The 25,672-nt window shown below is 71.8% G+C and carries 21 protein-coding genes, 1 tRNA gene, 1 pseudogene and 1 riboswitch; of the genes and pseudogenes, 15 read left to right on the top strand and 8 right to left on the bottom strand.

All coding sequences use genetic code 11. From position 1 onward, the window contains the following. The first annotated feature begins 153 nt into the window (after positions 1-153). On the top strand, positions 154-1,176 hold the full coding sequence (locus RZ50_RS05390; protein WP_196948514.1) for a MazG family protein: 1,023 nt from the start codon (positions 154-156) through the stop codon (positions 1,174-1,176). A gap of 11 nt (positions 1,177-1,187) precedes the next feature. Here RZ50_RS05390 and RZ50_RS05385 read toward each other — a convergent pair whose 3' ends face one another. Next, positions 1,188-1,613: an SDR family NAD(P)-dependent oxidoreductase gene (locus RZ50_RS05385; RefSeq protein ID WP_196948515.1), complete on the bottom strand. Its 426-nt coding sequence runs from the start codon at positions 1,611-1,613 to the stop codon at positions 1,188-1,190. A gap of 256 nt (positions 1,614-1,869) precedes the next feature. Between RZ50_RS05385 and RZ50_RS05380 the strand changes: the two genes are divergently transcribed. From RZ50_RS05380 to RZ50_RS05350, 7 genes and pseudogenes are all read left to right on the top strand, one after another. After that, on the top strand, positions 1,870-3,183 hold the full coding sequence (locus tag RZ50_RS05380) for a cytochrome P450 (RefSeq protein ID WP_196948516.1): 1,314 nt from the start codon (positions 1,870-1,872) through the stop codon (positions 3,181-3,183). A gap of 210 nt (positions 3,184-3,393) precedes the next feature. Next, positions 3,394-3,562, top strand: a riboswitch (cyclic di-AMP (ydaO/yuaA leader). 5 nt (positions 3,563-3,567) lie between these two features. Then, complete coding sequence (locus tag RZ50_RS29820) at positions 3,568-4,443, top strand: transglycosylase family protein (RefSeq protein ID WP_196948517.1); 876 nt, start codon at positions 3,568-3,570, stop codon at positions 4,441-4,443. 253 nt (positions 4,444-4,696) lie between these two features. Beyond that, positions 4,697-5,983 carry a phosphopyruvate hydratase gene (gene eno / locus RZ50_RS05370; RefSeq protein ID WP_196948518.1) on the top strand — a complete coding sequence of 429 codons (1,287 nt, stop codon included), beginning with the start codon at positions 4,697-4,699 and terminating at the stop codon, positions 5,981-5,983. Between the two features lie 223 nt (positions 5,984-6,206). Then, entirely contained in the window at positions 6,207-6,716 is a 510-nt protein-coding gene (locus RZ50_RS29815) for a septum formation initiator family protein (protein WP_305853012.1), read from the top strand. Continuing rightward, positions 6,688-7,209 (top strand): annotated as a pseudogene (locus RZ50_RS05360) (DUF501 domain-containing protein); the annotation flags it as partial. The gene RZ50_RS29815 and the pseudogene RZ50_RS05360, both read left to right, overlap by 29 nt. A 152-nt stretch (positions 7,210-7,361) precedes the next feature. Next, positions 7,362-8,297, top strand: coding sequence for a Ppx/GppA phosphatase family protein (locus tag RZ50_RS05355; protein WP_196948522.1), 936 nt, complete (start codon positions 7,362-7,364; stop codon positions 8,295-8,297). 428 nt (positions 8,298-8,725) lie between these two features. Further along, complete coding sequence (locus RZ50_RS05350) at positions 8,726-10,093, top strand: NAD(P)/FAD-dependent oxidoreductase (protein ID WP_196948520.1); 1,368 nt, start codon at positions 8,726-8,728, stop codon at positions 10,091-10,093. A gap of 216 nt (positions 10,094-10,309) precedes the next feature. Here RZ50_RS05350 and RZ50_RS05345 read toward each other — a convergent pair whose 3' ends face one another. Beyond that, the gene (locus RZ50_RS05345) at positions 10,310-12,868 is read right to left on the bottom strand and encodes an ABC transporter permease (protein WP_196948521.1); all 2,559 of its coding nucleotides are present in this window, start codon (positions 12,866-12,868) and stop codon (positions 10,310-10,312) included. A gap of 65 nt (positions 12,869-12,933) precedes the next feature. Further along, on the bottom strand, positions 12,934-13,707 hold the full coding sequence (locus RZ50_RS05340; RefSeq protein ID WP_217680275.1) for an ABC transporter ATP-binding protein: 774 nt from the start codon (positions 13,705-13,707) through the stop codon (positions 12,934-12,936). Positions 13,708-14,002: 295 nt separating this feature from the next. On the opposite strand from RZ50_RS05340, the gene RZ50_RS05335 reads away from it, so the two are divergent. The 3 genes from RZ50_RS05335 (at position 14,003) to RZ50_RS05325 (ending at position 15,536) form a co-directional block, all read left to right on the top strand. Next, positions 14,003-14,084, top strand: a tRNA-Leu gene (locus RZ50_RS05335). Between the two features lie 139 nt (positions 14,085-14,223). Next, the gene (locus RZ50_RS05330; protein WP_196950215.1) at positions 14,224-15,090 is read left to right on the top strand and encodes a Bax inhibitor-1/YccA family protein; all 867 of its coding nucleotides are present in this window, start codon (positions 14,224-14,226) and stop codon (positions 15,088-15,090) included. 77 nt (positions 15,091-15,167) lie between these two features. Then, entirely contained in the window at positions 15,168-15,536 is a 369-nt protein-coding gene (locus tag RZ50_RS05325) for a hypothetical protein (RefSeq protein ID WP_196950214.1), read from the top strand. An 80-nt stretch (positions 15,537-15,616) separates the two neighbouring features. Here RZ50_RS05325 and RZ50_RS05320 read toward each other — a convergent pair whose 3' ends face one another. The 3 genes from RZ50_RS05320 to RZ50_RS05310 all read right to left on the bottom strand — a co-directional run bounded on the left by RZ50_RS05320 (position 15,617) and on the right by RZ50_RS05310 (position 19,223). Further along, on the bottom strand, positions 15,617-16,558 hold the full coding sequence (locus RZ50_RS05320; RefSeq protein ID WP_308271434.1) for a hypothetical protein: 942 nt from the start codon (positions 16,556-16,558) through the stop codon (positions 15,617-15,619). Positions 16,559-16,848: 290 nt separating this feature from the next. Continuing rightward, entirely contained in the window at positions 16,849-18,069 is a 1,221-nt protein-coding gene (locus tag RZ50_RS05315) for an acetyl-CoA C-acetyltransferase (protein ID WP_196950213.1), read from the bottom strand. Positions 18,070-18,131: 62 nt separating this feature from the next. Further along, positions 18,132-19,223, bottom strand: coding sequence for an SGNH/GDSL hydrolase family protein (locus RZ50_RS05310; RefSeq protein ID WP_217680274.1), 1,092 nt, complete (start codon positions 19,221-19,223; stop codon positions 18,132-18,134). Between the two features lie 213 nt (positions 19,224-19,436). On the opposite strand from RZ50_RS05310, the gene RZ50_RS05305 reads away from it, so the two are divergent. The 3 genes from RZ50_RS05305 to RZ50_RS05295 all read left to right on the top strand — a co-directional run bounded on the left by RZ50_RS05305 (position 19,437) and on the right by RZ50_RS05295 (position 23,169). After that, positions 19,437-20,837, top strand: a complete 1,401-nt coding sequence (locus tag RZ50_RS05305; RefSeq protein WP_196952359.1) for a cystathionine beta-synthase — start codon at positions 19,437-19,439, stop codon at positions 20,835-20,837. 518 nt (positions 20,838-21,355) lie between these two features. Next, complete coding sequence (locus RZ50_RS05300; protein WP_196952360.1) at positions 21,356-21,694, top strand: hypothetical protein; 339 nt, start codon at positions 21,356-21,358, stop codon at positions 21,692-21,694. A gap of 188 nt (positions 21,695-21,882) precedes the next feature. After that, positions 21,883-23,169 carry an Ig-like domain-containing protein gene (locus RZ50_RS05295; RefSeq protein ID WP_308271430.1) on the top strand — a complete coding sequence of 429 codons (1,287 nt, stop codon included), beginning with the start codon at positions 21,883-21,885 and terminating at the stop codon, positions 23,167-23,169. A gap of 73 nt (positions 23,170-23,242) precedes the next feature. On the opposite strand, the gene RZ50_RS05290 is transcribed toward RZ50_RS05295, so the two are convergent. Next, entirely contained in the window at positions 23,243-23,605 is a 363-nt protein-coding gene (locus RZ50_RS05290; protein WP_196952361.1) for a cupin domain-containing protein, read from the bottom strand. A 112-nt stretch (positions 23,606-23,717) separates the two neighbouring features. Next, positions 23,718-24,383 carry a peptide-methionine (S)-S-oxide reductase MsrA gene (gene msrA, locus RZ50_RS05285; RefSeq protein ID WP_196952362.1) on the bottom strand — a complete coding sequence of 222 codons (666 nt, stop codon included), beginning with the start codon at positions 24,381-24,383 and terminating at the stop codon, positions 23,718-23,720. Positions 24,384-24,492: 109 nt separating this feature from the next. On the opposite strand from msrA, the gene RZ50_RS05280 reads away from it, so the two are divergent. Next, positions 24,493-25,647: a cystathionine gamma-synthase gene (locus RZ50_RS05280; RefSeq protein WP_196952363.1), complete on the top strand. Its 1,155-nt coding sequence runs from the start codon at positions 24,493-24,495 to the stop codon at positions 25,645-25,647. The last annotated feature ends 25 nt before the right edge of the window (positions 25,648-25,672 follow it).

Genomic DNA, 25,672 nt, shown 5'->3' with positions numbered 1-25,672 from the left:
CGGGGCCGACTTCTGGTGCAGGCCGATCGGCGTGGGACAGGAGCTGATGGCGGCTGGGCCTCCAGAGCGGTGCCAGGAGCGGGGAAGTCGGCGGGCCGCCGTTCTGCCGGGGACGGGCGGCGGGGTGGGGTGGGGGGCGGGTAGGTTCGGGGTGTGACGAGGAATGTTCCGGGCGCGAAGTTGATCCTGCTGACGACCACCCACCGGGTGGCTCCCGGGTTGCTGGCGTGGCCGGCGTGGGAGGCGCTGCGGTCGGCGGGGCGGGTGCTGGTGGGGGAGGAGGGGCATCCGCAGGTGGCCGCGGTGCGGCGGGCCGGGGTGGAGGTCGAGGTGGTGGCGGCGGAGTCGGCGCCGGGGTTGGCGCGGCTGCTGACCGGGCAGCCGGCCGGGGCCGGGCCGACGGTGTGGCTGGGCGGTTCGGACGGGGATCCGGGGCTGACCGACGCGCTGGCGCGCCTCGCGGTGGAGCACGCCGGGGAGGTGCCGGAGATCGAGGTGCTGCCGGGTTCGTACGACCTGCCGGGCGCGCGGCTGCTGGACCTGGTGTCGGTGATGGACCGCCTGCGCTCGCCCGGTGGTTGCCCGTGGGACGCCGAGCAGACCCACGAGAGCCTGGTGAAGTACCTGGTCGAGGAGTCGTACGAGCTGGTCGAGGCGATCGAGGAGGGGGACCGGGCGACGCTGCGCGAGGAGCTGGGCGACGTACTGCTCCAGGTCTTCTTCCACTCCCGGATCGCCGAGGAGCACCCGACCGGGCCGTTCACGATCGACGACGTGGCCGGGGACATCGTCGAGAAGCTGGTGTACCGGCACCCGCACGTGTTCGGGGACGTCGAGGCCGAGGGCGCCGCCGAGGTGGAGGCGAACTGGGAGCAGCTGAAGGCGGCCGAGAAGGCGGACCGGGAGTCCGTCCTGGACGGCGTGCCGGGCGGGCTTCCGGCGCTGGCGTACGCGGCGAAGCTGGTGTCCCGGGTGCGCCGGGCGGGGTTCGAGGGCGTGCCGGACGAGCCGTTGGAGCTGCCGGCCGAGCTGACCGCGGAGTCGACGGGTCGGCTGCTGCTCGCGGTGGCGCAGCGGGCGCACGACGCCGGGGTGGACGTGGACGCCGCGCTGCGTTCGGCCGCGCGCGGCTACCGGGACGCGGTGCGCGCGGCCGAGGGGCTCGACGCGGAGTAGGGGCGGGGTGGTCAGGCCGCCGTGGCGGCGCGCCCGACCGGGCGCCGCTGCGGCGGGACGAGCTCGCCGATGGCCTCGCCGATGAGGGCGACGAGTTCGGCGAGCCGCTCCAGGTCGAGGTGGTCGGGCAGGTCGGCGAGGGAGACGACCCGCTCGCCCTTCGGGCCGGCGACGCAGAAGAGGTCGATCGGCCCGAGGTGCTTCTCGGCGGTGTCGACCAGGGCGGCGACGTCGCTGGGCCGGCGGATGTCGCCGGCGACGCCGACGACGGGGCAGCCGGGCCGGTCGAGTTCGGCGGCGAGGTCCTCGGCGACACCGACGTTCTGGTCGGCGATCAGCATCCCGGCGGCGCCGGCCGCGGTGAACCGGCGGGCGAGCTCGGCTCCCGAACCGCCGTCGAGTACCGCGATGACGACGACTGCTCCGCTGACCCGCATGGTCTGCTCCTCCCTGTGGGCGGCACCGCACCGGCGCCCACGCGTACTGCGGAGGATCGTAGGCACGTCCTGACCCTCCGCAACAGGGATTACCCCGCAGGTGACCAGGCTCACGCCCGTCACCCGGCCAAGAGCGCTCCAAAAGCTGTCCACGGACCGTCCACGGTCCGTCCACGGAGTGTTGTGGACCCGCTCACGAACCGTTCGCCGACCGTTGATGGACGGGCCGCGCCGACCCACCGGATACGGTCGACCCATGCCAGCTCAGCCCGATGCCGTCCAGCCCGACCCGCAGTCCGGTCCGCAGTCCGACCCACAGCTCTTCACCTGGGAGTTCGCGGCCGATCCGTACCCCGCCTACGCCTGGCTGCGCGAGCACGCCCCGGTGCACCGCACCACGCTGCCGAGCGGGGTGGAGGCCTGGCTGGTGACCAGGTACGCGGACGCCCGGCAGGCGCTCGCGGACGGCCGGCTGTCGAAGAACCCGGCGCACCACAGCGAACAGGCGCACCGCACCGGCCGGGTGGGCATCCCGGGGGAGCGGCAGGCGGACCTGATGACGCACCTGCTGAACATCGACCCGCCGGACCACACCCGGCTGCGCCGCCTGGTGTCGAAGGCGTTCACCCCGCGCCGGGTGGCCGAGTTCGAGCCGCGGGTGCAGCAGTTGACCGACCGGCTGATCGACGGCTTCGCGCAGCGCGGTTCGGCGGACCTGATCCACGAGTTCGCCTTCCCGCTCCCCATCTACGCGATCTGCGACCTGCTGGGCGTGCCGGCCGAGGACCAGGACGACTTCCGCGACTGGGCCGGGATGATGATCCGACACGGCGGCGGCCAACGCGGGGGCGTGGGGCGGGCGGTGAAGCGGATGCGGTCGTACCTGCTGGAGCTGATCCACCGCAAGCGGGCGGACCTCGGCGACGACCTGATCTCCGGTCTGATCCGGGCGAGCGACCACGGGGAGCACCTCACGGAGAACGAGGCCGCCGCGATGGCCTTCATCCTTCTCTTCGCCGGTTTCGAGACGACGGTCAACCTGATCGGCAACGGCACCTACGCGCTGCTGCGCAATCCGGAGCAGCGCCGGCTGCTCCAGGAGTCGGTGGTGCGCGGCGAGACCGCGCTGCTGGAGACCGGGATCGAGGAACTCCTGCGCTACGACGGGCCGGTGGAGATGGCGACCTGGCGGTTCGCGACCCGGTCGCTGACCATCGGCGGGGTGGAGATCCCGGTCGGCGATCCGGTGCTGGTGGTGCTGGCGGCGGCGGACCGCGACCCGGCCCGGTTCAGCGAGGAGAACACCCTTGACCTGGCCCGATCCGACAATCCCCACCTGGGGTTCGGGCACGGCATCCACTACTGCATCGGCGCTCCGCTGGCCCGGCTGGAAGGACGCAGCGCGCTGGCCACCCTGCTTTCCCGGCTGCCCGATCTGCGACTCGCGGAAAGTCCGGAGAACCTGCGCTGGCGCGGCGGTCTGATCATGCGTGGACTGCGGGAACTGCCGGTCGAATTCACCCCGGAGAGCCGGTCCCCGCACGTCGCTCCGGAGGGTGCGACACGCTGACGGGACGTCGCCGACGCGACCCCACCACCGGTGTGAACACCCATCAAACCGGACAAACCGCCGCCGTTGGTAGGCGATCGAACACGTGCCGTAATTTCTGTGTGATGTGGGCGATATGAGCTTGTGATTGGTCTGAAGATCTGTCTAGTCTCCCTGGAGTTCGCAGCTGCGGACCTCGTGCGCGGAACGCCGAATCCTGCCCGCCGCGCCACGGGAAACCGACCAGAACCCTGGGCAGGGGCGGGGGACCCAGGTTTGTTGCCGTTTCCCCACGGCTTGGGGTGAAGCCGCCCGAGCGGAATCGTTTCCGCGTACGGCGGCCGGGCCACCTCCCGGTCCGAACCCGACAGCTCACCTCGCAGGCGTGCGGAGAGGGACCTCTTCATGCTGTTCGTTGGAACTGGCCGTCACCGTCGTCGTACCCAGGCCGAGAAGGCCATCGCCGTCGCCGGTGTGGCCGGCGTCGGACTCGCGATGCCGCTCCTCACCGCCACCGGCGCCTCCGCGGCCCCGGCCTCCACCTGGGACTCCGTCGCCCAGTGCGAGAGCGGTGGCAACTGGAGCATCAACACCGGCAACGGCTTCTACGGCGGCCTCCAGTTCACCTCCAGCACCTGGAAGGCGTACGGCGGCACCGCGTACGCCGCGCAGGCCAACCAGGCCAGCAAGGCGCAGCAGATCTCGGTCGCCGAGAAGGTGCTCGCCTCGCAGGGCCCGGGCGCCTGGCCGGTCTGCTCCCAGAAGGCCGGGCTGAGCAAGGGCGGCGCCCCGGCGGCGGTCGACACCTCCTCGGACGCCAAGCCGCAGCAGCAGACCGCCCCCAAGCAGCAGGCCCCCAAGCAGCAGCAGGCGCCGAAGCAGCAGGCCCCCAAGCCGGCCGCGAAGCCCGCCGCCCAGCAGCCGGCCCAGCAGGCCGCCCCGCAGCAGGCCCAGGGCTTCCCCGGCAAGGCCGGCTGGGACGCCGACGCGAAGGTGTACTGGTACCAGAACAACGGCGCCTGGTACTGGACCAGCCACCAGAGCGTCTACCAGCAGTACGCCCCGCAGGCCGCCGCCCAGCCGCAGGCCGCCCCGTCGGCCCCGGCCGCCGCGCCGAAGTCGGGCCACGGCTACACCGTTCGCGCCGGTGACACCCTGTCGACCATCGCCACCGCCCAGGGCGTGTCCGGCGGCTGGCAGGCGCTGTACGACGGCAACCGCGGCACGGTCGGCGGCAACCCGAACATGATCATGCCCGGCCAGGTCCTGCAGCTCGGCTGAGCCGTTCCCTGACGGATCGAAGGGGGGGTCGCTCCTAGCGGCCCCCTTCGTCCGCATTCGTCGGCCCTGGTGGGCCGGGCCGGGGCAAGCAGGTGAACTACCGGTGGGTAGTGAGGCCACACGCTGAGACGGAGCCGAGGCCAACGTGGTCCCGGAAGCCCGGGCGGTTAGGCTCTGGTCGTAACGACTCCGCAATCGTCCCGCTGGCAGTACGACCGTCAGCCGGACCCCTGCTTCCGCAAGGAGATGCCTCGTGCCGTCCATCGATGTCGTCGTAGCCCGTGAGATCCTCGACTCGCGCGGCAACCCCACGGTCGAGGTCGAGGTCGGCCTCGACGACGGAAGCACCGGTCGCGCCGCCGTCCCGTCGGGTGCCTCGACCGGCGCCTTCGAGGCGCTGGAGCTGCGCGACGGTGACAAGAACCGCTACTTCGGCAAGGGCGTCGAGAAGGCCGTCCTGGCCGTCATCGAGCAGATCGGCCCGGAGCTGGTCGGCTACGACGCCACCGAGCAGCGCCTGATCGACCAGGCCATGCTGGACCTGGACGCCACCCCGGACAAGTCCTCGCTCGGCGCCAACGCCATCCTCGGCGTCTCGCTGGCCGTCGCCCACGCCGCCTCCGAGGCCAGCGACCTGCCGCTGTTCCGCTACCTGGGCGGCCCGAACGCGCACGTCCTGCCGGTCCCGATGATGAACATCCTCAACGGTGGCTCGCACGCGGACTCCAACGTCGACATCCAGGAGTTCATGATCGCCCCGATCGGCGCGGAGTCCTTCTCCGAGGCCGTCCGCTGGGGCGTCGAGGTCTACCACACCCTCAAGGGCGTGCTGAAGGAGCGGGGCCTGTCCACCGGCCTCGGCGACGAGGGCGGCTTCGCCCCGAACCTGGACAGCAACCGCGAGGCCCTGGACCTGATCGTCGAGGCCATCGAGAAGGCCGGCTACGTTCCCGGCCGCGACGTCGCGCTGGCCCTGGACGTCGCCTCCTCCGAGTTCTACGAGGACGGCGCGTACCAGTTCGAGGGCAAGCCCCTCTCCGCCGCCGAGCTCATCGAGTACTACGCCGAGCTGGTCGACGCCTACCCGCTGGTCTCCATCGAGGACCCGCTGGACGAGTCGGACTGGGACGGCTGGAAGGCCATGACCGTCAAGCTGGGCGACAAGGTCCAGCTGGTCGGCGACGACCTGTTCGTCACCAACCCGCAGCGCCTGGCCCGGGGCATCGAGACCGGCACCGCCAACGCCCTGCTGGTCAAGGTGAACCAGATCGGCTCGCTGACCGAGACCCTGGACGCCGTCGAGCTGGCCCAGCGCAACGGCTACCGCTGCATGATGTCGCACCGCTCCGGCGAGACCGAGGACGTCACCATCGCCGACCTGGCCGTCGCCACCAACTGCGGCCAGATCAAGACCGGTGCCCCGGCCCGCTCCGAGCGCGTCGCCAAGTACAACCAGCTGCTGCGCATCGAGGAGATCCTCGACGACGCCGCCGAGTACGCCGGCCGCGGTGCCTTCCCCCGCTTCCGCTCCGCGGAGTAACAAGCGCAGTCGCTCCGCGGAGTAACAAGCGCAGTCGTTCCGCGGAGTAACAGGCACGGCCGCGCTGCGGAGCAATGAGGCACAGCAGCGCTTCGGACTCGTACGAGGGCCGAAAACCGTGGGGCCGAAGGTCCCCGGTAGCGCAAGCCTGACCGGTGCCCCGCCGTTCACCCCGTAGGGTGGACGGCGGGGCACCGTCGCGACCAAGGAGGGGATGCGGGAGATGGCAGGCTTGAGGATCCCGGGCTTGGCGGCCCGGCCCCGGTTCACGAGCCGGGCGACCGTCCTCGTCCTGGTGCTCTGCTCCCTGGTGGCGATCCTCGCCTACCCGACGCGGCAGTTCATCTCCCAGCGCGCCGAGATCTCCGCCCAGCGGGCGAAGGCCGACCACGCGCGCCAGCAGGTCGAGCGGTTGCGCCGGGACAAGGCGCGCTGGCAGGACCCGGAGTACGTCAAGGCGCAGGCCCGCGCCCGGCTGCACTACGCGGTGCCGGGGGAGACCCCGTACATCGCGCTGGATCAGGCCGGTCCGGCCACGGCCCAGTCCGCCGCGCCCTCCACCGAGCCCTCCACCGCGTCCGCCTCCTCCGGCGGTTCGGCGAAGGCCGCCAAGCCCTGGTACGCCAGCGTGTGGGACTCGGTGGACGCCGCCGACACCGTCGCCCTGGCCCCCGCCACCCCCCGTCCGCTTCCACCGTCCCCCGCTGGAGACCCCACCCCCCATGACCACTGAGAACCACCCCGCCGTCTCCGACGCCGACGTCGCGGCCATCGCCGCCCAGCTCGGCCGGGTGCCGCGCGGCCTGCGCGGCGTGGCGCACCGCTGCCCCTGCGGGAACCCGGACGTCGTGGAGACGGCCCCCCGGCTGCCGGACGGCACGCCGTTCCCGACGCTGTACTACCTGACCTGCCCCAAGGCCGCCTCGTTGATCGGCACCCTGGAGGCGGACGGCGTGATGAAGGAGCAGACCGCCCGGCTCGCGGAGGACCCGGAGCTGGCGGCCGCGTACCAGAAGGCGCACGAGGACTACATCGCCCGGCGCGACGCGATCGAGGTGCTGGAGGGCTTCCCGAGCGCCGGCGGCATGCCGGACCGGGTGAAGTGCCTGCACGTGCTGGTCGGCCACTCGCTGGCGGCCGGCGAGGGCGTCAACCCGCTCGGCGACGAGGCGATCGGCATGCTGGAGGACTGGTGGGCCAAGGGCCCCTGCGTCTCCCCGGCGGAGGTCGAGGCGGCCGGTGCGCGGGTCGCCCGCAACCGCGTCAAGGGCCAGGACCACGAGGCCGTGATCGCGGCCAAGCAGCAGAAGACCGCCGAGCGGGCCGCGAAGAAGCGCGCCGCCGAGGAGGCCGCAGTGGAGCAGGAGTCCGAGTGAGCATGACCCGCGTGGCCGCCATCGACTGCGGCACCAACTCGATCCGCCTGCTGGTCGCCGACCTCGACCCGGAGACCGGGGAGATCACCGATCTCGACCGCCGGATGATCATCAACCGGCTGGGCCAGGGCGTGGACCAGACCGGCCGGCTGCACCCGGACGCGCTGGCCCGTACCTTCGCGGCCTGCCGGGAGTACAAGGAGATCATCACCGGCTTCGGCGTCGGCCCGGAGCGCACCCGCTTCGTCGCCACCAGCGCCTCCCGGGACGCGGAGAACAGCGACGAGTACGCCAAGGGCGTCCGGGACATCCTGGGTGTCGAGCCCGAGGTGGTGAGTGGCGAGGAGGAGGCGCACCTGTCCTTCACCGGCGCCACCAAGGAGCTCACCGGCGGCCAGTTCCCGGCCCCGTACCTGGTGTTCGACCTGGGCGGCGGCTCGACCGAGTTCGTGCTCGGCGGAACGGACGTGCAGGCGGCGCGCTCGGTGGACATCGGCTGCGTGCGGCTGACCGAGCGGCACTTCGCCGGCGCCGAGCTGCCCTCCGAGGAGCAGATCGCGGCGGCCCGGGCGCACGTGCGGGCCGAGCTGGACAAGGCCGAGGAGGTGGTCCCGCTGACCGGCGCGGCCACCCTGGTGGGCCTCGCGGGGACGGTCACCACGGTGTCCGCGATCGCCCAGGACCTGCCCGAGTACGACTCGGAGCGGATCCACCACTCCCGGATGAGCCGCGAGCGGGTCGCCGGGATCGCCCACGACCTGCTGGCCGCCACCCACGCCGAGCGCGCGGCCATCCCGTCGATGCACCCGGGCCGGGTGGACGTGATCGCGGCCGGGGCGCTGGAGCTGTTGGAGATCATGGAGCGGACCGGTGCCGCCGAGGTGATCGTGAGCGAGCACGACATCCTGGACGGCATCGCCTGGAGCATGGCCTCCTGACGGTCCGCAGGGCCGGTTCGACCGGCTCCGGCGCCCGTTTCGGGGTGCCGGGGCCGGGGCGCGCCCGGGTGGGTGCGGAAAAGTTCGTGAATTTCTTCACATGGCGATCCAGTCATTCGTCGCATCTGCTCGCCCGCTACGTCCGAAATGTGGGACCGAAGGCCTGCCGGTGGTGTGGCCCCCTGGATCGCAGGTCAGGCCTCGTCCGAGGTTTGAAAATCGAAATCACGCGCGGGAACCCAGGCGCCGTACGGATCGTTGCTGCTCAGCCGGGTGGTGCTCCGGCGCGTGTTCGCGAGGGACTGGCGGGGCCGGTGGGCCGGCGCGCCGGGCCCGGTTTTGTGGGCGCGGAGTGTAGCACGGGGTGTCCATGAGCTTGTGACCGGGCTCACGAAGGCCGCTTCGGACGGTGCTGGATACTTTCGGATATGAGCACCACGGAGCGTCCTCGCATCCTCATTGTCGGCGGTGGTTACGTCGGCCTGTATGCCGCGATGCGCATCCTCAAGAAGATGCGTTACGGCGAAGCGACCGTCACGGTCGTCGACCCGCGGTCGTACATGACGTACCTGCCCTTCCTCCCCGAGGCGGCCGGCGGCAACGTCGCGCCTCGCAACCTCGTCGCGCCGCTGCGCAAGACCCTCAAGCAGGCGGAGGTGCTGACCGGGTCCGTCACCGGCATCGACCACGCCCGCAAGGTCGCCACCATCCAGCCGGCGGCCGGCGACAGCTACGAGCTGCCCTTCGAGTACCTGGTCGTCGCGACCGGCTCGGTCTCCCGCACCTTCCCGATCCCGGGTCTGGCGGAGAACGGCATCGGCATGAAGACGGTCGAGGAGGCCATCGGCCTCCGCAACCACGTCATGGCCCAGCTCGACAAGGCCGAGTCCACCACCGACGAGGAGGTCCGCCGCAAGGCCCTGACCTTCGTCGTCATCGGCGGTGGCTTCGCCGGCATCGAGACCGTTGCCGAGATCGAGGACATGGCCCGCGACGCGGCCAAGCTGTACAAGACCGTCAGCCGCGACGACATGCGCTTCGTCGTGGTCGAGGCCGCCAACCGCATCCTCCCCGAGATGGGCCCGGACCTCGGTCTGTGGACCAAGGAGAAGCTTGAGGAGCGGAAGATCGAGGTCTACATCGAGACCTCGATGGACTCCTGCGTCGACGGCCACGTCATGCTGAAGAACGGCATGGAGATGGACGCCTCCACCATCGTGTGGACGGCCGGTGTGAAGCCGAACCCGGTGCTGGCCAACTTCGGCCTGCCGCTGGGCCCGCGCGGCCACGTCGACACCGCGCCGACCCTCCAGGTCCAGGGCTTCGACTACGTCTGGTCCGCCGGCGACAACGCCCAGGTGCCGGACCTCGCCGCCGGCGAGGGCGCCTGGTGCCCGCCGAACGCCCAGCACGCCTGCCGCCAGGCCGTCGTCCTCGGTGACAACGTCATCTCCGGCATGCGGGGCTTCCCGCAGAAGGAGTACAAGCACAAGAACCTGGGTGCGGTCGCCGGTCTCGGCCTGCACAAGGGCGTGGCGATCCTCTTCGGCAAGTACAAGCTGAAGGGCCGTCCGGCCTGGTGGTTCCACCGCCTGTACCACGGCGCGATGGTCCCGACCTTCAACCGCAAGGTCCGCGTCTTCACCGACTGGACGCTCGCGATGTTCCTGAAGCGCGAGGCGGTGGGCCTCTCCCAGATGGAGAACCCGCAGCTTCCGATCCAGGAGGTCACTCCGCCGACCAAGCCCGTCGAGGCCGCCAAGCCGGCCGCCGACAAGGAGCTCGCCAGCAAGTAAGCGACTGGACCCCGGTGTGGGAGCGCCGGGGTATGAGTCGGAGGCCCTCCGCCCGGCAGTGTCGCCGGACCACGACCTCCGTGGTGCTCAGCCGGCCGTGCGACCGGGCGGAGTACGAAGTAGAAGGTCCCCTGCCGAAACCCTCCGGCAGGGGACCTTTCTCGTGCTGGGGGCCGGCCGACCGCCACCCGGGCGGTCGGCCGGACCGGCGGCGGGTCAGTCGGTCTTGATGCTCGACAGGATGTCCAGCCTGGCCGCCCGTCGGGCCGGCCAGATCGCGGCCACCAGGCCGACCACCCCGGCCAGGGCCAGGAACACCGCCAGCTGACCGTACGGGAGGACGGTGGTCAGCCCGGCGAGGCTGGACTTCAGGGTGCCGTTGACCGCCCAGGCGATGAAGCAGCCGAGCAGCAGGCCGATCCCGGCGCCGAACAGCGAGATCACCACCGACTCCAGTCGGACCATCCGCTTGATGCCCCGGCGGTCCAGGCCGATCGCCCGCAGCATCCCGATCTCGCGCTTGCGCTCGAAGACCGACATCGCCAGCGTGTTGACCACGCCCAGGATCGCGATCAGGACCGCCATCCCCAGCAGGCCGTACATCACGTTCAGCGCGAAGGTGATGACCTGGCTGAAGCCGTCCCGGACCTCCTGCTTGGACTTGACCTCGATCACCGGGTTGGCGCCGGTCGCGTCCTTGAGGGACTGCTTGAGCGCGGCGGTGGCGCCGTCCTTGCCCTTGACCAGGACGTCGGCGATGTACGGCTTCGGCTCGTGCTTGGCCACCTCGCCGCCGGCCACCAGGACCGGGCCGAGCATGCCGCCCGTCTCGTACACGCCGCCGACGGTGAGCTGTCCGGTGGACTCGTCCGGGTACTTCACGGTCATCGTCGAGCCGGTGGTGACGCCGAACTTCTTGGCGACGTCCTGGTCCACCAGCAGCTGGCCCTTGCCGAGCGCGGCGCCGGAGCCGCTGGTCAGCTTCACCTCGGCGAGCTGGTCGAAGGTGTCCGGGTTCAGGCCGGTGATCGACTTGGTCGTGCCGTTGAGATCCCAGTAGGCGGCGATGAGCGGCGAGGAGGCCGCCACCCCGGGGGCCTTGGCGATCTGCGCGGGCACCTGCTCGGACAGGCTCATGTGGTTGGCGGCCGAGACGATGTAGTCGGCCTTCATCGAGCTGGTGACGGCCCGGTCGATGGTGTCGTTGACCGAGGCGCCGATCACGGTGAGGCCGCTGACCAGGGTCAGCCCGATGGTGAGCGCGGCGGCGGTGGCCGCGGTGCGGCGCGGGTTGCGCACCGCGTTCTGCTGGGCGAGCTTGCCCGGGGTGCCGCCGAGGCCGCGCAGCAGCGGGCCGATCAGCGCGACCACCGGACGGGAGAGCAGCGGCAGCAGCACGAACACGCCGATCAGGGCCAGGAAGGCGCCCGCGCCGACCGGCAGCCGACCGCTGTCGTTGCCGGTGGAGGCGCCGTAGCCGATCAGGGCGAGGCCGCCGGCGGTGAACACCGAGCCGATCGTGTTGCGGACCACCAGGCTCTTCTGGCTGGCCGGCTGGTCGCCGCTGCTCATCGCGGCCACCGGGGCGATCCGGGCGGCGCGCAGGGCGGGCAGCAGGGCCGACAGGACGGTCACCAGGACGCCGACCGCGACGGTCACCAGGACGGTGAGCGGCTTGACCACCAGCGCGCTGCTCGGCATGTTCTCGTTCAGCGCGCCGACCAGCGACTGCATCCCGGCACCGATCCCGACGCCGGCCAGCAGACCGGCCACGGCGGAGACGGCGCCGATCAGCAGGGCCTCGACCAGGACGGACCGGGTGACCTGCTTGCGGCTGGCGCCGATCGCCCGCATCAGCGCGAGCTCCTTGGTGCGCTGGGCGACCAGCATGGTGAAGGTGTTGGCGATGATGAAGACGCCGACGAACAGCGCGATGAAGGCGAAGACCAGGAGCATGGTGCGCATGCTGCCGGTGCTCTGGCTGATGTCGGCCTGCTCGTCGGCCTGGAGCTTGGCGCCGGTCTCGACGTCGAACTGGTTTCCGGACGGCACCTTGGGCTGGGCCTGGGCGAGCAGCGCGTCCTCGGAGGTGCCGGGCTTGGCGGTGAGCACGACGCTGCTGTAGCGGCCCGGCTCCAGCAGCGTCTGCTGGGCGGTGGCCTTGTCGAACAGGGTGAGGGTGCCGCCGGTGTTCACCACCGGGTCGTCGGTGGTGAAGACGCCGGTGAGCTTCGCCTCGACGACGGGGCCGTTGGCGGCGACCCGGACGGTGTCGCCGACCTTGTAGCCCGCCTTGTCGGCGGTCCTGCGGTCGAGGGCGATCTCCTTGGCGTTCTTCGGGCCCTGGCCCTCGACCATCGGGTAGCGCGGGTCCTTGCCGTCCTGGCCCGGGGCGAAGTTGGCGCCCTTGGCGGCCCAGAACTGGCCTATCAGGTCGCCCTTGCGGTCGGCGACCCCGGTGAAGCCGCTGACCACGCCCCGGGCGCCCGCGGCGCCGGGCAGGGCGGCCAGCTGCTGGACGGTGGCGTCGGTGAGCGTGGCGGAGCCGGCCTCGCTCTTCTGCCTGGCGGAGGCGCCGGAGCCGGCCGCGCGGTCCACGACCTGGACGGCGATGTCCGAGTAGCTCTTGGAGTTGCTGTCCCGGAGGGCCTTGCCGAAGGTGTCGGAGTAGACCATGGTCCCGGCCACGAAGGCGGTGCCGAGCATGACGGCCAGCGCCGTCATCAGCAGTCGGCCCTTGTGGGCCAGCACGTTGCGCAAAGCGGTGCGATACATGAGGTGTCCTGGAAGGGGTCGGTGGAGCGGGCGGCCGGGCTGTCGGGCCCTGACGGGGTGTCGCCTCAGCTGGTGCGGCCCTTGGCGTCGAAGCGGCGCATGCGGTCCAGGACGGTGTCGGCGGTGGGGGTGTGGAGTTCGTCGACGATGCGTCCGTCGGCGAGGAAGACGACGCGGTCGGCGTAGGAGGCGGCGACGGGGTCGTGGGTGACCATGACGACGGTCTGGCCGAGTTCGCGTACGGAGTTGCGCAGGAAGGAGAGGATCTCGGCGCCGGAGCGGGAGTCGAGGTTGCCGGTGGGTTCGTCGGCGAAGATGATGTCGGGCTTTCCGGCGAGGGCGCGGGCGCAGGCGACGCGCTGCTGCTGGCCGCCGGAGAGCTGGGAGGGGCGGTGGCTGAGGCGGCCGGAGAGGCCGACGGTGTCGACGACGCGGTCGAGCCAGGCCTTGTCGGCCTTGCGGCCGGCGATGTCCATGGGGAGGGTGATGTTCTCCAGCGCGGTGAGCGTGGGGAGCAGGTTGAAGGCCTGGAAGATGAAGCCGATGTGGTCGCGGCGCAGCTGGGTGAGCTGCTTGTCCCTGAGGCCGACGAGTTCGGTGTCGCCGATGGTGGTGGAGCCGGAGGAGATGGTGTCGAGGCCGGCCATGCAGTGCATGAGGGTGGACTTGCCGGAGCCGGAGGGGCCCATGATGGCGGTGAACTCGCCTTGGGGGAAGGTGACGCTGACGTTGTCGAGGGCGACGACGCGGGTTTCGCCCTCCCCGTAGACCTTGTTCAGGCCGGTGGCGCGGGCGGCCGCCCGGCCGGTACGGACGGCGGCTGCGGTCGACGTGGTCACGGGGGTGCTCCTCGGAGGCTCGCGGATTCGTACCTCCATGCTCCGTCTCGTGATCATGGTCCTGCGTCGCTCCGGCGAACGGTTGGGCCGACCACCGCTGGGCGTACGGGAGGTGCGGGACCCTCCTCCTGCGGTATGACGTGAACCCTGAGGGCTCGTAATGGCCGGAATCGCTATCCTTCGTGGCCGAATCCCGAACAGTTCGTCAGATGGCAAGGAAACATGACAACTTCCCGGGCTGGGAACATGCGAAAGGGTGAGCCGGGCGACTAGGCTCAGGGTGGTTTCGCAGGACGCCCGGATGGTGGAACGCAGACACGGGCAGCTTAAAACTGCTTGGCCGCGAGGCCGTGCCGGTTCGAGTCCGGCTCCGGGCACCGCTCACCCGCGGGGGCGCCACCGGCGTCCCCGCCGGGAGCCGTTCACCGTATCCTCCTCGCGGCGTATCCCGAAATTTTTGCCAAGCCATTACCCTTGGGTGCGGGCGGTGCAGTGCCGCCACGAAGGGAATGAGCAATGAGAAGCAGCAACCCGGTCTTCTCGCGGGAGGGGTCCTTCACCCGCGAGCCCGGCTACGCGGGGTTCGGTACCACCGCGCAGGCCGGGGGTCAGTACGGCAACCCCTACGCGGGGACGCAGTACGCCCAGCCGCAGGGGCAGGGCCCGCTGACGGACGAGCAGCTCTACCAGATGTACAACGGGCCGTCGGCCGGCCCCGCGGCCACCGGGCGGATGACGCTCGACGACGTGGTCGCCCGCACCGCCATGACGCTGCTCACCCTGGTCGTCGCCGGTGCGGTGGCCTGGTTCGTGCTGCCGTTCGAGAACTTCGGCTTCGCGATCGCCTCCAGCCTGGTGGCCATGGTCGTCGGCCTGGTGATCTCGTTCAAGCGCAGCGTCAGCCCGCCGCTGATCCTGACGTACGCGGCCCTCCAGGGCTTCGCGATGGGCGCCATCTCGCACGCCTTCAACACCATGCTGAACGGCATCGTGATCCAGGCGGTGCTGGGCACGGCGGCGGTCTTCGCGGCGATGCTGTTCGCCTACAAGAGCGGCCGGATCAGGGTCACCGCGCGCTACCAGCGGATCGGCATCGCGATCGCCATGGGCTTCGTGCTGCTGATGCTGGTCAACGTGATCGCGATGGCCTTCGGCGCCGACATGGGCCTGCGCTCCGGCCCGCTGGGCATCGTGGTCGGCCTGGTCGGCATCGGCCTGGGCGCCTTCTTCCTGTCGCTGGACTTCGCGTCGATCGAGGAGGCCATCGCCCAGGGCGCCCCGCAGCGCGAGTCCTGGCGGGCCGCCTTCGGGCTCACCCTGTCGCTGGTCTGGATCTACATGGAGATGCTGCGGCTGATCGCGATCCTGCGCGGCGACGACTGACGCGGCTCGTAGTGCCCACACTGCCGCCGGCCCCGGAGCGAACCGCTCCGGGGCCGGCGGCGTTTAGGCTCCTCTGCATGCATGACGTACAGCCCCTGGTCGAAGCCGTGGACTCCCTGGCGGATCGTTTCCGCTCGCTGCCGCAGAGCAAGCTGTTGGGCTCCGTGCCCGGGCACCCCTCGCGGGCGGCGGCCGTGCTGGCCCTGGCCCGCCGGCTGGCCGCGCTGGCGCTGGCGGCGGAGGGCGGGCCGCAGCGGGACTTCCCGGACGCCGGGGCCTTCGCGGCGGGGGACCAACTGGCCGTCGCCGGGCACGACCTGGCGGCCGCGCTGGCGGCCCTGCCCGAGGGCGCCGGGGTTGCCCTGCCGGACGGGCCCGAGGCCGCCGCCGAGGTGCTGTCCGGGGCCCTCGTGGCGGTGCGTGAGACGGCGGCGCTCTGCGCCTGAGCACGGCAGCGCGAAGGCCGCCCGGGTCGGTAACCCCCTGACCCGGGCGGCCTTCGCGCTGCCGTGGCGGTGATCCGCCGTCAGATGCTGGCGACCACCCGGTCCGCGAGCACGTACACGGCCTCCTCGTCGGTGGAGAAGGTCAGCGAGTACGAACCGGAGAAGCGCGAGCCGCCGAGCAGTCGGACGTGCTCACCGGCGCGGACGGCGTCGATCAGCCGGTACGCGGCCTCCCGGTCGCCCGGGGCCACGCACAGGGTGGTGCCGTCGGCGAAGGCGTACACGTCCAGGGTGCCCAGCGGGCCCGGGCGGACGTCGATCAGGGCGACGGCCTCCTCGGCGAGGGCGGCCAGCCGGGTGTCGGTCCACTCGCGGGACGGCGTCTGGCTCGGTACGAAGTCGGGGTGCGAGGGGTGGCGGCGGGGGTCGGGCGTGGCCACCGGGGCGTCCTCCACGGCCGGTTCGGCGTCCAGCAGTCCGGCCTCCAGGCCGGTGGCCAGCAGGTCGGCCTCGCGCCGGGCCCGGGCCTCCTTGGCGGTCTCGCCGACCGGCTGGCCGGGGCGCAGCGGGGCGCCGCCCTCGCCGCCGGACTCGGCCGGGCCGGTGCCGCCCTCGTTGATCAGGTCCTCCAGCGCGGAGCGCAGCGCCTCGCCGAACTCCGGGTCCATCGTCCCGGCGTTGTCGGCGGCCTCCTGCGGGCCGGTGGGGCGGGGGAAGAAGAGCGGCCACTCGTCGGTGCCGGTGAAGACCCCGGTGAAGGGGGAGTCGAACAGCGGCGCGTCCTCGGCCGCGCGGGCCTCCTGCTCGGCCCAGAACGCCCGGGCCTCGGTGATCTCCCGCTCGCGGTCGGCGGCGAGCGCCTCGGTGACGGCCCGGCGTATCGCGGCCTCGTCCACCGGCGCGGGCGCGGCCTGGGCCGCGGCCTGTGCGTCCAGCCGGCGTGAGAGTCCCCGGAGGCCGAGCAGCACGGCGGTCGACACGGTGATCAGGATCAGCAGCAGGATGGTGTAGACGGCGCTCACGGAACGTACTCCTAGCGAGGAGCGGAACGGGGTTACGTGTCCACACTGCCGCATGCGGGGCTGTTACTGCAGTGGCGAATGTCCAAATCGTCCAGGACTTTCGCTCTTGTCCCCAAATTGTTAGGTAACACCGTTCTACACAGTGGAGTTGATCCGCTCCGCAGTGTCGATTTTCGAGCCGGAATCGACCGAAAAGAGGGCCGGATCGACCTCGCGGTGTGATCCGGCCCTCAATTACGCTGCGTCACTCCAAACGGGTGGTCCAGACCCTTCGGAGCGTGTTCGGCGGGTCAGCTGAGGCGCTCGATGACCATGGCCATGCCCTGGCCGCCGCCGACGCACATCGTCTCCAGGCCGAACTGCTTGTCGTGCCACTGGAGGGAGTTGATGAGGGTGGTGGTGATCCGGGCGCCGGTCATGCCGAAGGGGTGGCCGACGGCGATGGCGCCGCCGTTGACGTTCAGCCTGTCCAGGTCGATGCCGAGGTCCCGGTAGGAGGGGATGACCTGGGCCGCGAAGGCCTCGTTGATCTCGACCAGGTCGATGTCGCCGATGGTCAGGCCGGCGCGCTTGAGCGCCTGTCGGGAGGCCTCGACCGGGCCGTAGCCCATGATCTCGGGGGAGAGCGCGCTGACGCCGGTGGAGACCACCCGGGCGAGCGGGGTGATGCCGAGCTCGCGGGCCTTGGTGTCGGACATGATGACCAGCGCGGCCGCGCCGTCGTTCAGCGGGCAGCAGTTACCGGCGGTAACGGTGCCGTCGGGGCGGAACACCGGCTTCAGGCCCGTCACGCCCTCCAGGGTGACGCCGGCGCGCGGGCCGTCGTCCTTGCTCACCACGGTGCCGTCGGGGAGCGTCACCGGGGTGATCTCGCGCTCCCAGAATCCGGCCTTGATGGCGGCCTCGGCGAGGTTCTGCGAGCGCACGCCGAACTCGTCCTGCTCGGCGCGGGTGATGCCCTTGAGCGCGGCCAGGTTTTCGGCGGTCTGGCCCATCGCGATGTAGGCGTCCGGCAACAGCCCGTCCTCGCGCGGGTCGTGCCACTCGCCGCCACCCTCTTCGGCGCGCTTGGCCGTACGGGCCTGGGCCTCGTCGAAGATCGGGTTCATGGTGCCCGGCATGCCGTCCGAGGTGCCGTTGACGCTGCGCGAGACGGTCTCCACGCCGGCCGAGATGAAGACGTCGCCCTCGCCGGCCCTGATCGCGTGCAGTGCCATCCGCGTGGTCTGGAGGGAGGAGGAGCAGTAGCGGGTGATGGTGGCGCCGGGCAGGTAGTCCATGCCCATCTGCACGGCCACGATGCGGGCCAGGTTGTGGCCCTGCTCGCCGCCGGGCAGGCCGCAGCCGAGCATCAGGTCGTCGATCTCGCGCGGGTCGAGCTGCGGGACCTTGGCCAGGGCGGCCTGGATGATGTGGGCGGTCAGGTCGTCCGGGCGGACGTCCTTCAGCGAGCCCTTGAAGGCCCGGCCGATCGGCGAACGGGCGGCGCTGACGATGACGGCTTCGGGCATGGCGGGCTCCTCGCTGGATGATGCGGACTGGCGGTCCGGGAGGAAAGTTACCGTCTGGTAGGTCAGCCGTCACCAGCCCCGGCGTGTGAGCTGGCCGACGTGCTCCCGGGGGTCGCGCCGGCCGCCCTTCCGGCCTCGGAAGCGGGTGTCGGACCGACCCGCAGCCGGTGCCGCAGCAGCGCCCAGCGCCGGCCGGCGCCCTCCATGGCCACGGCCGCGACCTCGGTGCCCGCCCGCCCGGCCGCCGCGGCGGCGGCCACCGCGACCGGCAGCACCGTCTCGCCCGGCAGGTCCGGTTCGCCGGGCAGCGGCGCGGCCGGGCGGTCCTCCTCCGGCCACAGGCCGAGCACGGCGCACACCGAGGGCAGCACGGCCATCGTGGCGGTGGCGTAGCCCTGGGCGGAGGGGTGGTAGCGGTCGGCGGCGAACATCTCCGGGCGGGTGGCGAACTCCGGGCCCAGCAGCGAGCCCAGCGAGACGGTGCGCCCGCCCGCCTCCACCACCGCGATGGTCTGCGCGGCGGCCAGTTGGCGGCTCAGCCGCCGGGCCACCCAGCGCAGCGGCGGGCGCACCGGCTTGATCGTGCCGAGATCCGGGCAGGTGCCCACCACCACCTCGCAGCCGTTGGCGCGCAGTGCCGCGACCGCCTCGCCGAGCTGGCGGACGGCCAGCTGGGCCGGGCTGTGCCGGGTCACGTCATTGGCGCCGACCATGATCACGGCGATGTCCGGGCGGTGCCGCAGGGCCTGCTCCAGCTGGCCGGACAGGTCGGCGGAGCGGCCGCCGGAGCGGGCCACGTTGACCAGCCGCACCGGGCGCTCGGCCACCGAGGCCAGGCCCGCGGCCAGCAGGGCGCCCGGGGTCTCGCGGGCGCGCGCCACACCCAGGCCCGCGCCGGTGGAGTCGCCGAGGACGGCCAGGACCAGCGGCGGCTGCGGGGCGGCGGAGCGGTCGGCGAAGGCCTCGCCGTAGACGCCGTCGGCCTTGGGCGGGTGCGTCTCCAGGATGCCGATGGCCTGGATGGCGAGCCTGCTCTCGGTCAGCAGCAGGCCCACCAGGCCCACGCCGAGCAGCCCGAGCCCGCCGCCGCCGTACGCCGCCGCGGTGGCGATCCGGCGGGCCACCCGGGCCCGCGAGTCCTGTGCGCCTGGCATCCGGTGCCCCCTTCGCGTTCTCGTGCCGTTCCCTCCGGGGCCCGGCAATGCCTGCACAGCGCTCTTACCCGGATAGGGGGTGGGAGTACCGGGCCGGGGAGCGCGGTGGGCCATTGGGGGAGGTGGGTGGGAGGGGAGTTCCGGGGCTGGTGCCACGCCATAGGCTTGCAGTACCGAAAGCACTCGCATGCCCACAGACCGGGAGGACCCCCCGTGCGGTACCACAACTCGATCATCGACCTGGTCGGCAACACGCCGCTGGTCAAGCTGAACAAGGTCACCGAGGGCATCAGCGCGACCGTGCTGGCGAAGGTCGAGTACTTCAACCCCGGTGGTTCGGTGAAGGACCGCATCGCGATGCGCATGATCGAGGCCGCCGAGGCCTCGGGCGCCCTCAAGCCGGGCGGCACCATCGTCGAGCCGACCTCCGGCAACACCGGTGTCGGCCTGGCGATCGTGGCCCAGCAGAAGGGCTACAAGTGCATCTTCGTCTGTCCGGACAAGGTGTCCACCGACAAGATCAACACCCTGCGCGCCTACGGCGCCGAGGTGGTCGTCTGCCCGACCGCCGTCGCCCCCGAGCACCCGGACTCGTACTACAACGTCTCCGACCGCCTCGTCCGGGAGACCCCGAACGCCTGGAAGCCGGACCAGTACTCAAACCCGGACAACCCGGCCTCGCACTACCACTCCACCGGCCCGGAGCTGTGGGAGCAGACCGAGGGGAAGATCACCCACTTCGTGGCGGGCGTCGGCACCGGCGGCACCATCTCCGGCACCGGCAACTACCTGAAGGAGGTCTCCGGCGGCAAGGTCAAGGTGATCGGCGCCGACCCGGAGGGCTCGGTCTACTCGGGCGGCACCGGCCGTCCCTACCTGGTCGAGGGCGTCGGTGAGGACTTCTGGCCGACCGCCTACGACCGCAACGTCGCGGACGAGATCGTCGCCGTCTCCGACAAGGACTCGTTCCAGATGACCCGCCGCCTGGCCAAGGAGGAGGGTCTGCTGGTCGGCGGCTCCTGCGGCATGGCCGTGGTGGCCGCGCTGGAGGTCGCCCGCGGGCTCGGGCCCGACGACGTCGTGGTGGTGCTGCTGCCGGACGGCGGCCGCGGCTACCTGTCGAAGATCTTCAACGACGACTGGATGGCCGACTACGGCTTCCTGCCCTCGGCCACCGACGAGGCCCACATCGGTGAGGTGCTGGCCCGCAAGGAGGCCATCGAGCAGGGCGGCATCCCGCAGTTCGTCCACATGCACCCCAACGAGACCGTCGCCGAGGCGGTCCGGGTGCTGCGCGAGTACGGCGTCTCGCAGATGCCGGTGGTCTCCCCGGGCGCCGGGCACCCGGACATCATGGCCGGCGAGGTGATCGGCTCGGTGGTCGAGAAGCTGCTGCTGGAGGGCGTCTTCGCCAAGGACATCGAGCTGACCGACACCCTGGACAAGGTGATGTCCAAGCCGCTGCCGGTGGTCGGCTCGGGCGAGACCGTCACCAACCTGATGACGGTGCTGGAGAAGGCCGACGCGGCGGTCGTGCTGGTGGAGGGCAAGCCCAAGGGCATCGTCACCCGCCAGGACCTGCTGGGCTTCCTGACCGGCCGCGCCGCGCACTGACGCGCCGGGGGCGCGCACTGACGCGCGTTCACGCCGCCCCGCCCGGGGCGGACCGGGAGCCGCCGGATGCGGAGGATTCGTCCACGGGCGAAGTGGTACACCGGCGTCACCTGTCCGCAGCACGTGGTTAACAACGCTCCGGCATGGTGGTGTCCACGGCAAGACGCCGAGCGAGACGGCGGCGGTCCACCGGGAGCGGCTCCCCGGCGACCGCGGTCGGCTCCGGACACGTCGGACGGTCCTGACCCGGACCGGCGTGCCCGCCCTCCCCGACCGGAGACGGAGGGAGGGGCCCTCCGCGGGAGGCGCCGTCGTCCCGCCCCTGTCCGGCTCCGGCCGGTCGACAGGGTGCGGCGGTTCCCGCGGACGATCACCGCGCCGTACGGCGCGGCTCCGCGGCTCCCGGGTGGGGGAGCCCAGGCGGAGCGCGGTGGGGCCGGTCCCGATCCCGAGGGGCCGGCCCTCTCCGTGTGCTTCCCGTGCGTGCGGGGGGCCCGCCGTCCCGTACGCTCGCTCGCATGACCAGCACTGAAACGACCGAGCAGGACGCCCCGCGCTACGTCCGGCTCAAGATCGAGCTCATCGCGGAGATCACCGACGAGGGCGCGCTCAAGGCCGCGGCCCTGCAGCAGGTCGCCGAGGACGAGTACCTCGACGACGAGGAGCGGGCCCAGTCCGTCGAGGCCATCGAGGTGGACCCGTCGGGCTCGCTCGCCCACTTCATCGACCCGGTCGCGCTGCTCGGCGACGTCCCGGGTGTCGAGCTCGCCTCGGCGACCTGGGAGTCGGCGCAGACCGAGTTCGACCCCGAGAGCGAGGAGTGGGACGAGTACACCGTGGACGAGTCCGCGCAGTAGCGGTCCGCTCGTCCCGCGACGGCGGGTGAACGCCCGGTCCGCTTCGGCGGGTCGGGCGTTTTGTCCATGTTCGGGGGCAAGTTGGGTCATCTCATACGATCGCTTACCCTTCGGTGGTGGAACCGGGAGCAGGCGGATTGCGTTTCTGTATCCGTATATGCCCGGGAAGATCAGCAGGGAGACGTGACGTGACGGCACGGGACGGTCAAGGGCGGGTGGCCGGCGGCAGCTGGAGTCGGCGCGGAGTGCTCGCGGGCCTGATCGGTGCGCCGGTCCTGCTGCTCGCGGCCTGCAACGACAACAGCGCCAGCGGGAGCGCGAACGGGAACGGCGGCAACGGCTCCGGCGGTTCCAGCGGCACCCCGGCCCCGGGCGGCGGCAGCAGCAGCGCCCCGAAGACCTCGGCCGCCGTCATCACCGTCACCCCGGCCGACGGCGCCACCGGTGCCAGCTTCAGCGACCCGGTCAAGGTCGCCGTCGCCAACGGCACCCTGACCGCCGTCAAGGTCACCGACTCCACCGGCAAGGAGCTGGCCGGCCAGCTCTCCACCGACGGCACCAGCTGGACCTCGGCCGCCGCCCCGGCCAGCGGTACCAAGTACGCCGTCGTCGCCCAGGCCCTCGACAAGGACAAGCTGGAGGCGGACTCCAACGCCTCCTTCACCACGGCGACCCCGGCCAACACCTTCGTCGGCTACTTCACCCCCGAGGACGGCTCGACGGTCGGCGTCGGCATGCCCGTCTCGATCAACTTCAGCAAGCCGATCACCGACCGCAAGGCCGTCCAGCAGGCGATCACGGTGATAGCCGAGCCGGGCGTCGAGATCGTCGGCCACTGGTTCTCCAGCACCCGCCTCGACTTCCGGCCGCAGGAGTACTGGGCCAAGGGCACCAAGGTCACCCTGAAGCTCCGGCTCAAGGACGTCGAGGGCGCCAAGGGCGTGTTCGGCACCCAGTCCAAGGACGTCCGCTTCACCATCGGCCGCGCCCAGACCAGCGTCGCCGACCTCGCCACCAAGAAGCTCACCGTCACCACGGACGGCCAGGTCAGCGCGGTCTACAAGATCTCCGGCGGCTCGCCCGAGCACACCACCTGGGGCGGCAAGATGGTCATCTCCGAGCAGTTCACCCAGACCCGGATGAACTCGCAGACCGTCAACCTCGGCAGCGAGTACGACATCGCCGACGTGCCGCACGCCCAGCGCCTCACCACCTCGGGCACCTTCATCCACGGCAACTACTGGTCCTCGACGTCGATCTTCGGCGGCCAGAACACCAGCCACGGCTGCGTCGGCCTGATCGACGCCAAGGGTGCGCAGGACAGCAGCACGGACGGCTACAAGTTCTACAAGTCCTCGATGGTCGGCGACGTGGTCGAGGTCCTGAACTCCGGGGACAAGACCGTCGCCCCGGACAACGGGCTGAACGGCTGGAACATGACCTGGACCGCCTGGAAGGCCGGCAGCGCCGTCTAGGGGCCGTCCCGGGCGTCGCGCTCGCGTGCGCCGGGCGGCGAGCGGGCCGCCCGGCCGGCGGCCCGTCCGGCGGTCAGCGCTTGGCGTAGTCCGCGTAGCCCTGCCAGTCGACGATCACGCACGGCTCCTCGCCGACCGTCCAGGCGTCGTGCCCGGGCGGGCAGAGCATGAAGTCGCCCGGGCCGACCTCGAACTCCCGGCCGTCGTCCATGACCAGCTTCATCCGGCCGGAGACCACGTACCCGGCGTGGGCGGCCTGGCAGCTGTCCGTCCCGGCGATCGGCTTCACGTGCCGGGACCACTGCCAGCCCGGCTCGAACACGGCCCGGCCCACCGCCCCGCCGTCCAGGTTGACCAGACGCAGCTCCCCCTTGCCCTCCTCGAAGGGGCGGACCTCCTCGGGGTCGTCGAAGTTCCGCCGGTAGGGACCGGACATGGCACGCTCCTCTCCACGGCGGCGGCCCGGCCACCGGACGGGTGGCCGGGCCGCCCTCCGGCCCTTCCAGTCTGCGCCCGGCCCGGGGGCCGGTCACGTCGAGTCGCGCCGGTCAGTCCTGGGTGCGGGCCACACCGATCGGGCAGGAGGCGCCGGTGCCGCCGAGACCGCAGTAGCCGTTGGGGTTCTTGGCGTCCGACAGGTACTGCTGGTGGTACGGCTCGGCCGGGTAGAACGGGCCGGCCGGGGCGATCTCGGTGGTGATCCCGCCGTGGCCGAGCGCGGTCAGGGCGGGCTGGAAGGCGTCCCGGGTGGCGGTCGCCGCGGCGGCCTGGGCGGGGGAGTGGGTGTAGAGCGCGGAGCGGTACTGGGTGCCCACGTCGTTGCCCTGGCGGTTGCCCTGCGTCGGGTCGTGCGCCTCCCAGAAGGCCTTCAGCAGGCGCTCGTACGAGATCACCGACGGGTCGAACACCACCCGGACCGCCTCGGTGTGCCCGGTCAGCCCGCTGCACACCTCCTCGTACGTCGGGTTGGGCGTGTGGCCGCCCTGGTAGCCGACCAGCGTCGTCCAGACGCCGGGCAGCCGCCAGAACGTGCGCTCGGCGCCCCAGAAGCAGCCGAGTCCGAAGTCGGCCACCTCCAGGCCCTCCGGGTACGGCCCGGTGAGCGGGTGGCCGAGCACGGTGTGCGGCTCGGTCAGGGTGAAGGCCGGGGCGGCCCGGCCGGGCAGCGCCTGGTCGGCGGGAACGAGCGAGGTCTTGTGGCGGTTGAACAGCACGGCCTGCTCCAGCGGGGTAGGGAGGGTTGCCCCGTTTCCAACGCGCCGGGGCGGCCGGGGATTCCGGTTCCGGCGGGCGCGTGCGCTTACGGCCACTAGGCTCGGAGCCATGACCGAGCACCAGCTTCCCCAGGGCTTCGAGACCCTCGCCATCCACGCGGGTCAGGAAGCAGACCCCCAGACCGGGGCCGTCGTCACGCCGATCTACCAGGTGTCCACCTACAAGCAGGACGGGGTGGGCGGCCTGCGGGGCGGTTACGAGTACAGCCGCAGCGCCAACCCGACCCGCACCGCGCTGGAGGAGTGCCTCGCGGCACTGGAGGGCGGCGCCCGCGGCCTCGCCTTCGCCTCCGGCCTGGCCGCCGAGGACACCCTGCTGCGCACCATCCTCAAGCCGGGCGACCACATCGTGATCCCCAACGACGCCTACGGCGGCACCTTCCGGCTGTTCGCCAAGGTGCTGACCCGCTGGGGCGTCGAGTTCTCCGTCGCCAACACCCAGAACCTGGACGAGGTCCGGGCCGCGCTGCGCCCCGGCACCCGCGCGGTGTGGGTGGAGACCCCGTCCAACCCGCTGCTGGGCATCACCGACCTGGCCGCGCTCGCCGAGGTCGCGCACGGCGCCGGGGCGCTGCTGGTGGTCGACAACACCTTCGCCAGCCCGTACCTCCAGCAGCCGATCTCGCTCGGTGCGGACGCGGTCGTCCACTCCACCACCAAGTACATGGGCGGCCACTCGGACGTGGTCGGCGGTGCGCTGGTGCTGGCCGACGCGGCCCTGGGCGAGGAGGTCGCCTACCACCAGAACGCGATGGGCGCCGTCTCCGGGCCGTTCGACGCCTGGCTGGTGCTGCGCGGCATCAAGACGCTGGGCGTCCGGATGGACCGCCACAGCGCCAACGCGGAGAAGGTCGCCGAGCTGTTGGCGAGCCACCCCAAGGTCAGCCAGGTGCTCTACCCGGGCCTGCCCGAGCACCCCGGCCACGACATCGCCGCCAAGCAGATGAAGGCCTTCGGCGGCATGGTCTCGTTCCGGGTCGTCGGCGGCGAGGAGGCGGCCGTCGAGGTCTGCAACCGGGCGCAGCTGTTCACCCTGGGCGAGTCGCTGGGCGGCGTGGAGTCGCTGATCGAGCACCCGGGCCGGATGACCCACGCCTCGGCGGCCGGTTCGCCGCTGGAGGTGCCGGCCGACCTGGTGCGCGTCTCGGTCGGCATCGAGTCGATCGACGACCTGCTGGCCGACCTCAAGCAGGCGCTGGGCTGAGGCCTGTCTGAGGCCTGTCCCGGGG

It is taken from the genome of Kitasatospora sp. SUK 42, assembly GCF_015776785.2.
Taxonomy (GTDB): domain Bacteria; phylum Actinomycetota; class Actinomycetes; order Streptomycetales; family Streptomycetaceae; genus Kitasatospora.
This window is presented reverse-complemented; position numbering and strand designations above follow the sequence as displayed.